This window comes from Kitasatospora sp. NPDC051984 (assembly GCF_044593455.1).
Taxonomy (GTDB): domain Bacteria; phylum Actinomycetota; class Actinomycetes; order Streptomycetales; family Streptomycetaceae; genus Kitasatospora.
Genome location: NZ_JBIUCB010000004.1, coordinates 74,330 through 87,107, shown reverse-complemented (window position 1 = coordinate 87,107; position 12,778 = coordinate 74,330). Strand labels below are relative to the sequence as shown.

Sequence of the window (12,778 nt, the reverse complement as noted above, 5' to 3'; positions counted from 1 at the left end):
GGCCCGGGTCACTGATCAAGCGCTTGATGGAGAGAATTTTCGGGCGCAGGAAACGACCGCGGGCCCCGCCGCAGCTGCGACGGGGCCCGTGATGACGAATCGTCAGCAGTGCGCCAGGGTCTCGCAGTCCTCCCAGCGGGTGCCGGTGTACTCGTCACCGGAACCACCGGGCGCGACCAGCTTGTTGGACTTCAGCTGGGCCGTGGCGGCGGGGCCGGCGGCGAGCCGGACGGCGATCGCGTCGATCACCGGGCGCGGGCTGGTGCCGGCGAAGTTGTTGACCAGCACGACGAACGACAGCTTGCGGCCGTCGGGCGCGGTCGCGAAGCCGACCAGGTTGTCGACGCCGCCCATCGAACCGCTCTTGGCGTGCACGTTGTTCTCGGCCTTGGTGCCGCGCATCCGGGCGGCCAGGGTGCCGCCGGTCATCCGCTCCGGGTTGCCCGCCACCGGCAGCGCGTTGTACCAGGCGTCGAACCACGGCTTGGTGTGGGCGACCTTCAGCAGGTCGGCCATCTTCCCGGGGGTGATCAGGTCGTAGCGGGACAGGCCGGAGCCGTCCACCTGCCGGGTGGTCGGGCCGGTCACGCCGTTCGCCTTCAGGAAGGCGTTGACCTGGTTGATGCCGGTCGCCCAGTCACCGCGGCCGCCCTTGACCTTGCCGATCTCCTTGGTCAGGTGCTCGGCGATGCCGTTGTTGCTGATCTTCAGCATCGGGACGATCACCTCGGTGAGGGGCTTCGACTCGTGCGAGGCCATCGGCTGCGAGGTCTCCGAGCCGCTCGCGGTCTGCACCCCGCGCAGCACCTTCACGCCGTGCTTGGCCAGCGCGCCCGCGAACACCTTCCCGGCGTACGTGGTGGGGTCCTCGACCGTCACCCAGGAGGTCACCGGCGCCGCACCGGTCGGGATGCTGCCGGACAGCGCCAGCTCGTTGCTGCCCCGGCGCCGCTCCACGCCGACGCTCGACCCGCTGCCCGTCGCGCCGGTGGCGACCGTGCCGGTGAACTTCATCGGCGCCTCGGCCGGGTTCAGCGTCACCTTGGCGTTCTCGCCCGCCGCACCCGGGGTGACGGTGACCTGCACGGTGTCCATCATGTACTCGGCGTCGTTGGCGACGGTCAGCCCGGATATCTGCGGGCTGTACGAGTACGCCTCGTCGTCCCAGGCCCAGCCCGGGCCGAGCGGCGTCGAGTCGTACCGGCTGCCGTCCGCCAGCACCCGGCCGGTGACGGTGGTGACGCCGGACGCCGCGACCTTCGCGGCCAGGTCGTCGAGGTCCTGCACCAGCAGGGTCGGGTCGCCGCCGCCGCGCAGCACCAGGTCGCCGGTCATGGTGTCGCCGTAGATCTTGCCGGTGGAGCGGACCTCGGTGGTGAACCGGTAGTCCGCGCCCAGCAGGTCGAGCGCCGCCGTCGAGGTCACGGTCTTCAGGGTGGACGCCGGGGTGAACAGCGCCTGCGGCTGCCGCGAGTACAGCACCTCGCCAGTGGTGGCGTCCTGCACCACGACGCCGGCCTGCGCGCTCGCCAGCCGGGGGTCGGCGAGCAGGGTGTTCAGGTCGGCGGTCAGCGTGGCGTCGGCCGGCGCCGGGTCGTCGGCCTGCGCCGAGACGGCGAGCAGGGAGGCGGCGAGGACCGCGGCCGCGAGCGGCAGGCTGCGGCGGTACGTGCGTGCGGACACGGGTGGCTCCAGAGTGCGGATCGGCCGGGGTGCGTGCGTCACCAACGCCCCCGTTTGTCCGGGACATTATCATCTGATGGCAAATCAGATGATCTTTCCCCTTGGTTCCTTGGGGTCCCTCCTTCTAGACGCGCCGACCTTCCGAAAGGTCGCACCCCAAAAGCCGCCGGATCTGCCCGGATACACTGACGCGGGCTTCGGCAGGTCAACGTTCGGGACGGGAAACATGGGCGCGCACGCTGGACTGACGGTCGAACGGATCACCCGCGCCGCCGCCGAACTCGCCGACCAGGTCGGCATCGACAAGGTCACCGCCTCCGCCCTCGCCCGCGGCTTCGGCGTCAAGGACGCCAGCCTCTACTCGCACGTCAAGAGCCTCCAGGAGATCCGCACCCGGGTCGCCCTGCTCGCCACCGAGGAGATCAACGACCGCATCGCGACCGCCGTCGCCGGCCGCTCCGGCGCCGACGCCCTGGCCGCCTTCGCCGACGCCCAGCGGACCTACGCCCAGCAGCACCCCGGCCGCTGGGCCGCCACCCAACTGCGCCTGGACCCGGCCGACTTCGCCGACACCGACGCCCTCGCCCGGTCCGTCGAACTCACCTACGCGATGATGCGCCACTACCGACTGGACGAACCCGAACTGACCGACGCCGTCCGGCTGCTGCGCTCCACCTTCCACGGCTTCATCGCCATCGAGGCCAACGGCGGCTTCCACCACCCACGCGGCATCGACGGCTCCTGGCAACGGATCGTCACCGGCCTGCACCAACTGCTGGAGAACTGGCCCCGCGCCTAGTGCCGCGTCGGCGGGGGCTGCTCAGGCCCGCTGCTTCGCCGGCAGGAACGCGGCCGGAACGGCCGTCAGCGCCACGAACCCCAGCGCCACTGCGAACACCACGCGGAACGCCCCGACCGTCCCCGCGCCCCCGTGCGAGGCGTGCTGCAGCACCAGCGCCACCACCGCGGTGCCCACCGCCGCGCCCAGCTGCTGCGCGACCGCGTTCGCGGTGGTCGCGGCGGGCACCGAGGCCGGCGGCAGCGAGTGGTAGAGCGTCACCATCACCGGCGACGCCGCCAGCGCCAGACCCACCCCCTGCACGAACAGCGCGCCGAGCAGCAGCGGGCCCGGCTCCGCGCCGCCGGCCCGGGCGAACACCGCCAGGCCCGCGCCCACCAGCGCCAGCCCGGCCAGCACCAGCGCCCGCGGATTGCTCCGGGCGTCGATCACCCGCCCGACCAGCAGCACCGCCACGCCCGCGCCCGCCCCCTGCGCCGCCATCACCAGACCCGCCGCCAACGGGCCGCGCCCGCCCGCCTGTTGGAAGAACAGCGGCACCAGCACCACTGCCCCGTACAGGCCGAAACTGTTCAACAGGGAGACGGTGGTCGACGCGGCGAACGCGCGGTCCCGGAACAGCCCGAAGTCCAGCAGCGCCCGGCCCCGCCGGCGCCGCGCCAGCAGCCCGTGCGCCGCCAGCAGCACCGCCGCCACCAGCAGCGGCACCAGCGCCCCCGGGTCGCCCGGCGCCCGGCCCCCGCCCAGCCGGACGCACCCGAGGACGGCCGCCGTCAGCCCGCCGCTCACCGTCACCAGGCCCGCCAGGTCCAACTCGCCCGGCCCGCCTTCCCGTTGGTTGCGCATCAGCAGCGGCGACAGCACCACCACCGCCAGGCACACCGGCACGTTCAGCAGGAACAGCCACCGCCACGAGTGGCCCTGGACGAGCGCCCCGCCCACCACCGGCCCCGCGACGGGCGCGAGCAGGATCGGCACCGCGATCAACGCCATCGTCCGCCCCATCCGCGCCGGTCCGGCCACCTGCACCACCAGGATCCGCATCAGCGGGAACAGCATCCCCGCGCCCAGCCCCTGCACCACCCGGAACGCCACCAGCGACCCCAGCGACCAGGCCAGCCCGCACAGCACCGACCCCAGCAGGAACACCGCCAGCGACGCCGTCCAGCACGCCACCGCCCCGAACCGCCGCGCCGCCCAGCCCGTCGCCGGGATCACCGCCGACATCGCCAGCAGGTACGCCGTCGCCACCCACTGCACCTGCGCCAGGCCCGCGTCGAAGCGCCGCGCGAACGACTCCAGCGCCACCCCCACCACCGTGGTGTCCAGCAGCGCGACGAACGCCCCCGCCGCCAGCACCAGCGCCGCCCGCACCACCGGCCCGCCGAGCGGCTCCCGGCCCTCGCGGCCTTCCCGGCCCGTCATCGGACGACCCGCCCGAGGAACCCGGCCAGGTTCGCCCGCATCCGGGCCACCCGCGCCTCCGCGTCCAGGCTCTCCGTCATCCGCGCCCCGCCGGCCGCCACCCGCCTGCGCCCCCGCACGTACAGCGGGCACGCCAGGTCGCTGCAGAAGTACTCGCCCGCCGACGCGTACTCCTCCGCCGACCCCCGGCCCGCCCGACGCGCCGTCATCAGCGCCACCCCCGAGGCCGGATGCGCCGTCAGGCAGATCGAACACATCGCCCCACCGCGCCCCGCCGCCGGCCGCTGCGCCAGGCGCAGGGCCACCCCGACCGTCCGCCCCTCGAACTCGGCGACCAAGTACCCCCGCTCGGGTGCCCCTGCCTCCCGCCATCCCAAAAAGTCGAGTCCGGCCCAGTCCAGCTCGCCGAGCCCGCGTGGCAGCCAGGCCCGACTCGCCTCCCCCTTCGTGCAGTTGACGAACGACGCCCGGATCTCCGCGTCGGTCAGTGCCCGCATGTCTTCCCCACCCATCCCTAGGAGTCCTAGTTTTGAGCCAAGGTATCCTAGGCTTGTCGACACGCCAACCGGTTTCCCCTCCGGGCCCGGATTGCGACGTGCGCCAACTCCCGTCCGGAGAAGCGGCCTTGAGGCTGGGGAGCGGGAGTGTCCGAGGCGCCTTCCGGCGGGCCGCGACGGGGGTGGGCGGGCCGGAAACCCCCAGATCGGGCTGCTCGGCCATGGGGAGCAATCGGACTCGTACCGACTGGCAGCCGCGGCCGCTGTCGTTTCTCTTTGAGTGCAGGGAAGCCCACTGCTTCCCGACTCAAGTTCCGTTCTCGGAAGGACTGTTTTCTGATGCGTGCTCTGACTCGTACTGTTGCCGCCCTCGGCCTCGCCGCCCCCGTCCTGCTCGGCTGCGCGGGCCTGGCCTTCGCCGGGGACGGCGGGGGCATCGACGAAATGGGCGACCGGCCCGAGGCGCACTTCGTCGACTTCGACTTCGCCGCCAACGAGGACGTTGCCGCCCTCGCCTTCACCGCCTCGTTCGTCAGCCCGGACGGCGTGGAGCACGCCAGCGGCGTTGTCGTCGCGAGCGACGAGGGCGTCTTCGGTGGCGCCACCGACGCGGGCGCGAGCTGGTAAGACCGACGCCTGACGCTTGAACGGGAGGAGGGCCGTCCCAGCCCTCCTCCCCGCACCACCTCAGCGCCGGCCACCTCGGCCGGCGCTTTGTCGTGCCCGGGCCTTAACCGACCGCACCGCCGGCGTTCGCCGGCTCGTCCAGCTGCGACGGTTCGTCGGTCCGCGCCGGTTCGTTCATCTGACCGATCGGGATGTGCACGCTCGGCGTGGTGCGCGCGGTGCTGTCGAGGTGGACGCGCTGGTCGTCGAAGAAGATGTGCGGACGCAGCACCTCCATGATCCGGCCCTTGTCGATGCCGCCGAGGAAGAACGCGTCGTTGACCCGGACGCCCCAGCGCTTCAGGCTCTTCACGGCCCGTTCGTCGGCGGGAGAGTTGCGGGCGGTGACGATCGAGACGGACACCCGCAGGCGGTAGCGGGGGTCGGTGCGGCGCCGGTCCTCCTCGCGCTGCTGGATCCGGTTGATCCCGGCGAGGAAGTCCTTGAGCGGCCCCGCGTCGTGCGGGACGTCCGCGTGGGCCACCTCGTAGTCGCGGAACTTCTCGATGCCTTCGCGCTGGTAGACCTGCTCCGACTGGTCGGAGGCGAGTACGCCGTCGAAGTCGAACGCGATCCGCAGGTCGGTGTCGTCCTCGTCGTCCTGCCGCATCGGCCCGAGCACCCGCCCGGCCGGCAGCCCGGCCGCCACCGCCTCGCGGACGTCGTCCTCGTCGGCGGACAGGAACAGCGACATGTTGAGCACCGGCATGTAGCTGTACGGGGCGCGGCCCTGCTTGAAGATGGCCCGGGATATCGGCAGTTTGTGCGCCCGGATGGACCGCATCACCCGCAGCCCGGTGTCCGGGTCGTTGCGCGACAGGACGATCACCTCGACGAGCGGATCGTCCTCCGGGCCCAGGTTGTTCAGGGACAGCAGTCGCTTGACGAACGGGAAGGCCACCCCGGGCGCCAGGGTGACGTCCAAGTGGCCTTCCTGGTGCGCCCGGTAGGCGTCCTCGCCGTCCTCGCGGAACACCCGGTCCGAGTCCGTCAGATCGAACAGCGCGCTGGAGGCGACGCCGACCACCAGCCGCCCGGCAAGCTCGTACGCCACCCCGACCCCTCCTGTGCACTCCCGCCCGGCACATCCAGGGCCCGGCTCATTGTCGCACTGGTGTTTCAACGATCGCTCGACCCCGAACTGCTCTGCCCGCAGGGCCCGGTTCCTCGCCGTCGAGGCCCCGAAAAGCAGGGTGCAGTACGAGAGTTGACGGCCGTCAGGCGGCTGCCCGGGCCCGCGGCGTCAGTGCGGCGAACTCCAGCGGCGCGGACGGGTCGATCGACACGTCCAGCGGCGCGGGATCGGCACCGGCACGGACCAGCAGGTCGCCGATCGCGGCGACCATCGCGCCGTTGTCCGTGCACAGCCCCGGCGGCGGCACCCGCAGCGTGATCCCGGCGGCCGCGCAGCGCTGCTCGGTCAGCGCCCGGACCCGCGAGTTCGCGGCGACCCCGCCGACCACCACCAGCGTCCCGACGCCGTGGTCGACGCAGGCCCGGACGGCCTTGCGGGTCAGGGTGTCGGCGATCGCCTCCTGGAGCGCGGCCGCCGCGTCCGCCACCGGCAGCTCGCGGCCGGCCGCGCGGTGGCCCTCCACCCAGCGGGCGGCGGCGGTCTTCAGCCCCGAGAACGAGAACGCGTACGGGTCGTCGCCCGCCCCGGTGAGCGGACGGGGCAGCCGCACCGCGGCCGGATCGCCGTCCCGGGCGGCCCGGTCGATGGCCGGACCGCCCGGGTACGGCAGGCCGAGAATGCGGGCGCTCTTGTCGAAGCACTCGCCGGCCGCGTCGTCCAGGGTGTCGCCGAGATGCACGATCGGGTCGCGGGCCAGATCGCGGACCAGCAGCAGCGAGGTGTGCCCGCCGGAGACGATCAGCACCACGCACGGATCCGGCAGCGGCCCGCCCGCCAGCCCGGCGGCGGCCACATGCCCGGCCAGGTGGTGCACGCCGTACAGCGGCACCCCGAGCGAGAACGCGTAGCTCTTGGCGGCGGCCACCCCCACCTGCAGCGCCCCCGACAGCCCCGGCCCCGTCGTCACCGCGACCGCCCCGACGTCCCCCAGTGTCAGCCCCGCCCGCCCCAGTGCCTCCCGCACCACCGGCGCCATCGCGTGCACATGCGCCCGCGCGGCGATCTCCGGCACCACCCCGCCGTACCGGGCGTGCTCGTCCATGCTCGACGCCACCGCCTGCCCGAGCAGCACCCCGTCCCGGACCAGCCCCGCCCCCGTCTCGTCGCACGACGACTCGATTCCCAGCACCACCGGCGACTCCGGCATCGGCCCGCACCACTCTCGCATCAGACTTGCAGTTGCACACAGTGTGCAACAAGCCGGGCGCGGGACCCGTTCGGGGTCGGCGTACCTCCACAGGAGGAGAGCGCGGACGAAGCCCTCACCCTGCGGATCGATCAAGATCACGACCTGGTGCCTACGGCCCGCGCCACCGCCCTCCATAGGCTCGGAGACGGCCACCTGACGCCACATCACCACTGGTCAGGGGCGTGCGAACCGAGGAACGATGACGACCTACCGATACACCGTGGCCGAGCTGCGCGGGCAACTGCGGCAGCTGGTGCTGAGCGGAGCCGCGATCGCCCTGGGCGTGGCCTTCCTGATCGCCTCCGTCGGCGGAAGCGGCGCCCTGGTGGACTCCTTCAGCCAGACCGCCGCCACCGAGGTCGGCCCCGGCGACATCCAGGTCACCAGGCCCGCCACCAACGGCGGCCTGGACGCCACCGCGGCCGCCCACGCCCAACAGGCCACCGGAGTCGCCGCCGTGGCGCTCCGACTGACCGGCCAGGGCGCACTGCAAGCCGCCGACGGGCAGCCCCTCGACGCCGCCGCCGTGACCGCCGTCGCCGCCGACCCGGCCCTGCGCTGGCAACTGCTCAAGGACGGCCGATGGCCGGACGCCCCCGGCGAGGCACTGCTCGACAGCGACACCGCCCACCGCCTCGACGCCGCACCCGGCTCGGACATCCGACTCACCCGCCCCGACGGCACCACCGCCACCGCCCGCCTGGTCGGCACCCTCGACGGCCGCGGCGCACCCAGCTTCGCCGGGCACCCGATCACCGCCGTCCCGGCCGCTGCCGTCGGCGAGTACGCCGCCGCCGTCACCGCCGCCCAACTCGACGTCCGACTCCAGCCCGGCGCGTCCCGCACGCACACCACCGAGGCACTGCGCGCCGCCCTCGGCGACGCACCCGTGATCCGCACCCGGGCGGCCTCCGTGACCGAGGCGACCCGGCAGAGCACCACCCTCTACGGCGTGGTCCTGATCGCCGCACTGTCCTTCGTCCTGATCGCGCTCGCGGTGGCGCGCATGGTGGTCAGCAACACCTTCTCCGTCATGCTGGCGCAGCGCACCCGCCAGCTCGCCCTGCTGCGCTGCGTGGGAGCCGACCGGGCCCAGATCCGCCGACTGATCCGCCGCCAGGGCCTGCTGCTCGGCACCGGCGCCTCGACCGTCGGCGTACTCCTCGGCGTCGGGCTCTGCGCCGCCGCGACCGGCCTGGCCCGGTACGCCGACCTCGGGCCGGTGCGCCTGGACCTGCTGCCCGCCCCGGCCACCTGCGCGCTCGCCGGCCTGTTCGGCGTGCTGCTCACCCTGCTGGCCGTCCGAGGACCGGCGAAGCAGGCCTCCGCGGTGCCGCCCGTGGCCGCACTCGGCGGCGCCGTCGCCACCGGCGGCACCGCAGCCCGGCTGCGCGCCGCGGTCTGGTCCGCGGCGCTGCTGCTGGCCGGCGCCGCCTCGTTGGTGCTGGGCGTGCTGACACCTCCGCCGCTGTCGCTGCTCGCCGTCACCCTCGGCGCGGTCAGCAGCTTCTTCGGAGTGCTGCGACTCAGCCACCGACTGCTGCCCGCCGTGGTCGCCGCCCTCGGCGCCCCGGCCCGCCGACTCGGCGGCACCGCCGGACGGCTCGCCACCCGGCAACTGCGCCTCAACCCGGTCCGGACCGGCGCCACCGGATCCGCCCTGCTGCTCGGCGTCACCGTCATGGTCGGCGCCGTCACCGCCCTCGACATCACCTCCAACTCCCTGGTGCCGGTGGTCTCCGCCCGCCAGCCCGGTGTCTTCGCCGCCGCCCCCGCGGCCGGCGGCGCCCTGCCCGCCGACGCACTCGCCGCCCTCGGCCGACAGCCCGAACTCGCCGTCACCCAGGTCCGCTCCACCACCGTGGACGTCGACGGACACCCGACGCTGCTCGCGGCCGTCGACCCGACCGGCCTCAACCCCCGCGCCGACGGCGTCGACCGAGCGCGGACCCTGCCCGACGGAACGGCGCTCAGCGGCCTCGGCGGCGGACCGGAGAACATCCGCGTCACCGCTCCCGGGCAGCCCGCCACCGCCCTCCGCACCGCCCCCGGACGCAGCAGCCTGCCCTTCACCCTGCAGAGCGGTGCCTACCTGCTGGTCACCCCCGCCACCCTCGACCGCATCGCCCCCGGCGCACCCACCACCACCGTCTGGATCAGCCCCGCCGAAGGCACCGACCACCTCACCACCCGCCGCGCCATGGACCGCGCACTGGCCGGCCACCCCGGGATCCAGGTCACCGACACCGCCGCCCAGGCCCAGACCATCCGCACCCTCCTCGACCGGATGACCCAGGTCAGCATGGCCCTGCTCTCCTTCTCCGTCGCCATCGCCGGCCTCGGAGTCGCCGCCACCCTGATGCTCAGCGTCAGCGAACGCGCCCGCGAGATCGGCATGCTCCGCGCCATCGGCATGTCCCGCCGCCAACTGCGCCGCATGCTCACGCTGGAAGCCCTGCTCCTCTCCCTCGCCGCAGCCCTGGCCGGCACCACCCTCGGCCTGACCTACGGCTGGGCCGCCGCCCGCTCCGTCACCTCCACCGTCGGAACCGTCGGCGGCCCCCCGATCCCCCTCGTCCTCGCCTCCCTCGCCCTGACCGTCCTGATCGGCCTCGCCGCCGCCGTCCTCCCCGCCCGCCGCGTCGGCCGCATGACCGTGGTGGCCGCCCTGCACGCGAGGTAGCCCCGTCCGGTTCTCTGCTGTAAGGGCTGAAAGAATCCGTCGAGAACCTTCAACTCTCAAGGGGGAGGCCGTAAATGACCAAGGAACAGCACAGCGACGCGCAGGCCGGTGGGACGTCGCGGCGCAGCGCGCTGAAGGCGGCCGTGGCCGGCGCGGGGACGATCGCCGCCCTCGGCGCGGCCACCCCCGCCGCGCACGCGGACGGGCCCGGGCGGGGCGCCCCGACCTTCGTCCTCGTCCACGGCTCGGGCAGCAACTCCTTCGCGTGGCAGCCCCTGCTGCGCGAACTGGGACTGCGCGGACACCGCGCGATCGCGGTCGACCTGCCCGGACACGGCCTCGGCGCGTACCTTCCCGAGTCCTACCAGTCCCCGCAGGACCTCGACCGGCTGCGCACCGAGCCGTCCCCGCTGTCCAAGGTGACGCTGGCCGACTTCGCCGCCCACGTCATCGCCACGGTCCGGCAGGCGCGCCGCAACGGCCCCGTCGTGCTGGTCGGCGCAAGCCTCGGCGGCGCCACTCTCAACGCGGTCGCCAACCAGGTGCCCGAGCTGATCGCGCACCTGGTGTACACCTCCGCGTTCTGCCCGACCAAGCACCCCTCGGTGCTTCAACTGGTGCTGACCCCCGAGGGGGCCGGCAGCTCCATGTTCCGGATTCCCCCGGTTCAGACACCGCCGGAGCTGGGCGTCAACCGGGTCAACTGGCGCTCCGCCGACCCCGCCTTCTTCGCGATCGTCAAGGACTCCCTCGCCGCCGACCGCACGGACGCCGAAGTCCGAACCCTGATGAACATCCTGGAGCCGGACGAGTCCGCGTCCATCGGCCTGACCGAGGACGCCCGCGGCCTCCCGGCGACCTGGGGCCGCGTCCCCCGCACCTTCGTCCGCTACACCGAGGACCACACCATCCCGCTCTCCCTCCAGGACCTCATGATCCGCGAGGCCGACGAGGTCACCCCCCACAACCGCTTCCGCGTCCGCTCCCTGAGCGCCCCCCACCTCGGCCCCCGCGACCCGGCCCTCCTGGCGGACGAACTGGAACTCGTCGCCCGCCTCTCCCACTGACCCCGAGCCGCCACTCCCGTCACCGCCGCTGACACCGCGGCCCGGACCCGCGCTACGAGGCCAGATCGAGTCGGGCCATCACCTCCCGCAGCGCAGGCGCGCAGCGGTCGGTGTCGGCGGCGGTGAGCCAAGCCAGTTCCGCGATCTCCGCGCCGGGGGTGGGCATGCCGTCGGCCGGGCCGGTGTAGCAGTGCATGCGCAGTCGGACGCCCGGGCGGCCGTGGGCGGGGGCCTCGACCGTGTGGGCGTGGGCGAGCCGCTCGGGTGCGCAGGTCAGGCCGAGTTCCTCGCGCAGCTCCCGGGCCAGCGCCCGGGCCGGGGTCTCTCCGGGCTCCAACTTGCCGCCGGGGAGGTAGAAGGCGTCCTTGCCGTGTGTCCGGACGGCCAGCAGCCGCCGGTCGCGGACGCAGATCCAGCCCACGGAGTCCAGCAGCGCATCGTCCGCCGACGGGGTCTCCCACTTGGGCGTGGGCGGCTGCCACCGGGCCATGGCGTCGAGCAGGGCCCCGGGGTCCGTCCCGGTGATCAGGTTCCGGTACGTGGGGCGGACGAAGCCGGTGTCGACCAGGTGGTCGGCGAGCGCGGTCAGCGGCTGCCAGAAACCGGGCGGGCCGAGCAGTGCGACGGGCTTGGTGTGGAGCCCGAGCTGCTGCCAGGTCCACGCCTCGAACAGCTCCTCCAGGGTGCCGGCGCCACCGGGCAGTGCGATGAACCCGTCCGCCGCCTCGGCCATCGCGGCCTTGCGCCGGTGCATGTCCTCAACCACCCGCAGGCGGGTCAGGCCGCGGTGGGCGATCTCCTTGTCCACCAGGGACTTCGGCATGATCCCGACGACCTCGCCGCCGGCGGCGAGCGCGGCGTCGGCCAGCGCGCCCATCAGCCCGACCTTTCCACCCCCGTAGACGATGCCGACGCCCCGGCGGGCCAGCGTGGTGCCCAGGGCGGCCGCCAGGGCGGCGTACTCGGTGCGGGTGCCGGTGGCGGATCCGGCGAACACTGCGAAGCGCATCAATCCTCCAAATGCGACGCGACGTCGCGTCGCATTATGGCAGGGTGGACCACATGACCCCACCGCCCACCCCCTCGCAGCCCAAAGGCCCCCGGAGCCGCGACCAGGTCCTCGACGCCACGCTCGCCCTGCTCAGCGAGACCGGCTACGCGCGACTCACCGTCGAAGGCGTGGCCACCACCTCCGGCGTCCACAAGAGCACCCTCTACCGCTGGTGGCCCGACAAGGCGGCCCTGGTGGCGGACGCCCTCGCCTCCCGGATGGACACCGGCCCGCTCCCGGACACCGGCAACACCCGCGACGACCTGACCACCTGGCTGCGCGGCACCATCGCCAACTACACGGCCACCCCCGCCGGTGCGACCATGCCCGCCCTGATCGCCGACCTGGCCGGCCGCCCCGGCGCCCTGGACGCCTTTCGCTCGGCCTTCCTCACCGAACGCCGCGCCAACTGCGCCACCGTCATCCACCGCGGCATCACCCGAGGCGACCTGCCCCCGGACACCGACGTCGAGCTCTTCATGGACGCCCTGGCCGGCGCGGTCTTCTACCGCCAGCTCGTCACCGGCCTCCCCATCGACCCCGACCTTCCCGCCCGCCTCGTCCGCATCCTCGGCCTCTGACG

11 protein-coding genes are annotated in these 12,778 nt (G+C 73.6%); 5 read left to right on the top strand and 6 right to left on the bottom strand.

Annotated features, from left to right (window positions below; all coding sequences use genetic code 11):
* Window positions 1–102: 102 nt before the first annotated feature.
* Window positions 103–1,683, bottom strand: a complete 1,581-nt coding sequence (gene dacB, locus ACIHEI_RS09650) for a D-alanyl-D-alanine carboxypeptidase/D-alanyl-D-alanine-endopeptidase (protein WP_392947872.1) — start codon at window positions 1,681–1,683, stop codon at window positions 103–105.
* A gap of 226 nt (window positions 1,684–1,909) precedes the next feature.
* On the opposite strand from dacB, the gene ACIHEI_RS09645 reads away from it, so the two are divergent.
* Complete coding sequence (locus ACIHEI_RS09645) at window positions 1,910–2,482, top strand: TetR/AcrR family transcriptional regulator (RefSeq protein WP_387861233.1); 573 nt, start codon at window positions 1,910–1,912, stop codon at window positions 2,480–2,482.
* 21 nt (window positions 2,483–2,503) lie between these two features.
* Here ACIHEI_RS09645 and ACIHEI_RS09640 read toward each other — a convergent pair whose 3' ends face one another.
* Both ACIHEI_RS09640 and ACIHEI_RS09635 read right to left on the bottom strand, forming a co-directional pair.
* Complete coding sequence (locus ACIHEI_RS09640) at window positions 2,504–3,907, bottom strand: DHA2 family efflux MFS transporter permease subunit (RefSeq protein ID WP_396606228.1); 1,404 nt, start codon at window positions 3,905–3,907, stop codon at window positions 2,504–2,506.
* Window positions 3,904–4,404 carry an FBP domain-containing protein gene (locus ACIHEI_RS09635; protein ID WP_396606227.1) on the bottom strand — a complete coding sequence of 167 codons (501 nt, stop codon included), beginning with the start codon at window positions 4,402–4,404 and terminating at the stop codon, window positions 3,904–3,906. The genes ACIHEI_RS09640 and ACIHEI_RS09635 overlap by 4 nt, the downstream gene beginning before the upstream one ends.
* A gap of 339 nt (window positions 4,405–4,743) precedes the next feature.
* Between ACIHEI_RS09635 and ACIHEI_RS09630 the strand changes: the two genes are divergently transcribed.
* Entirely contained in the window at window positions 4,744–5,031 is a 288-nt protein-coding gene (locus ACIHEI_RS09630; protein WP_392947878.1) for a hypothetical protein, read from the top strand.
* Window positions 5,032–5,134: 103 nt separating this feature from the next.
* On the opposite strand, the gene ACIHEI_RS09625 is transcribed toward ACIHEI_RS09630, so the two are convergent.
* Both ACIHEI_RS09625 and tsaD read right to left on the bottom strand, forming a co-directional pair.
* Complete coding sequence (locus ACIHEI_RS09625; protein WP_387643528.1) at window positions 5,135–6,124, bottom strand: 5'-nucleotidase; 990 nt, start codon at window positions 6,122–6,124, stop codon at window positions 5,135–5,137.
* 163 nt (window positions 6,125–6,287) lie between these two features.
* Window positions 6,288–7,352, bottom strand: coding sequence for a tRNA (adenosine(37)-N6)-threonylcarbamoyltransferase complex transferase subunit TsaD (gene tsaD / locus ACIHEI_RS09620; protein ID WP_396606226.1), 1,065 nt, complete (start codon window positions 7,350–7,352; stop codon window positions 6,288–6,290).
* Between the two features lie 241 nt (window positions 7,353–7,593).
* On the opposite strand from tsaD, the gene ACIHEI_RS09615 reads away from it, so the two are divergent.
* Entirely contained in the window at window positions 7,594–10,077 is a 2,484-nt protein-coding gene (locus ACIHEI_RS09615; protein WP_396606225.1) for an ABC transporter permease, read from the top strand.
* Between the two features lie 74 nt (window positions 10,078–10,151).
* A complete protein-coding gene (locus tag ACIHEI_RS09610) occupies window positions 10,152–11,144 on the top strand; it encodes an alpha/beta fold hydrolase (protein ID WP_396606224.1) in 993 nt (330 codons plus the stop codon).
* Between the two features lie 52 nt (window positions 11,145–11,196).
* Here the strand turns inward: ACIHEI_RS09610 and ACIHEI_RS09605 are convergent, their stop codons facing one another.
* Complete coding sequence (locus ACIHEI_RS09605) at window positions 11,197–12,153, bottom strand: TIGR00730 family Rossman fold protein (protein ID WP_396606223.1); 957 nt, start codon at window positions 12,151–12,153, stop codon at window positions 11,197–11,199.
* A gap of 53 nt (window positions 12,154–12,206) precedes the next feature.
* On the opposite strand from ACIHEI_RS09605, the gene ACIHEI_RS09600 reads away from it, so the two are divergent.
* Window positions 12,207–12,776 (top strand): TetR/AcrR family transcriptional regulator, encoded by a 570-nt coding sequence (locus ACIHEI_RS09600; RefSeq protein WP_387643536.1) that lies wholly within the window; start codon window positions 12,207–12,209, stop codon window positions 12,774–12,776.
* The last annotated feature ends 2 nt before the right edge of the window (window positions 12,777–12,778 follow it).

Bases quoted from the DNA above. Each gene is read 5' to 3' on its own strand.
- ACIHEI_RS09600 (WP_387643536.1), top strand. From the start codon at position 12,207: ATGACCCCACCGCCCACCCCCTCGCAGCCCAAAGGCCCCCGGAGCCGC.
- ACIHEI_RS09610 (WP_396606224.1), top strand. From the start codon at position 10,152: ATGACCAAGGAACAGCACAGCGACGCGCAGGCCGGTGGGACGTCGCGG.
- tsaD (WP_396606226.1), bottom strand. From the start codon at position 7,352: ATGCCGGAGTCGCCGGTGGTGCTGGGAATCGAGTCGTCGTGCGACGAG.
- ACIHEI_RS09630 (WP_392947878.1), top strand. From the start codon at position 4,744: ATGCGTGCTCTGACTCGTACTGTTGCCGCCCTCGGCCTCGCCGCCCCC.
- ACIHEI_RS09635 (WP_396606227.1), bottom strand. From the start codon at position 4,404: ATGCGGGCACTGACCGACGCGGAGATCCGGGCGTCGTTCGTCAACTGC.
- ACIHEI_RS09640 (WP_396606228.1), bottom strand. From the start codon at position 3,907: ATGACGGGCCGGGAAGGCCGCGAGGGCCGGGAGCCGCTCGGCGGGCCG.
- ACIHEI_RS09605 (WP_396606223.1), bottom strand. From the start codon at position 12,153: ATGCGCTTCGCAGTGTTCGCCGGATCCGCCACCGGCACCCGCACCGAG.
- ACIHEI_RS09615 (WP_396606225.1), top strand. From the start codon at position 7,594: ATGACGACCTACCGATACACCGTGGCCGAGCTGCGCGGGCAACTGCGG.
- ACIHEI_RS09645 (WP_387861233.1), top strand. From the start codon at position 1,910: ATGGGCGCGCACGCTGGACTGACGGTCGAACGGATCACCCGCGCCGCC.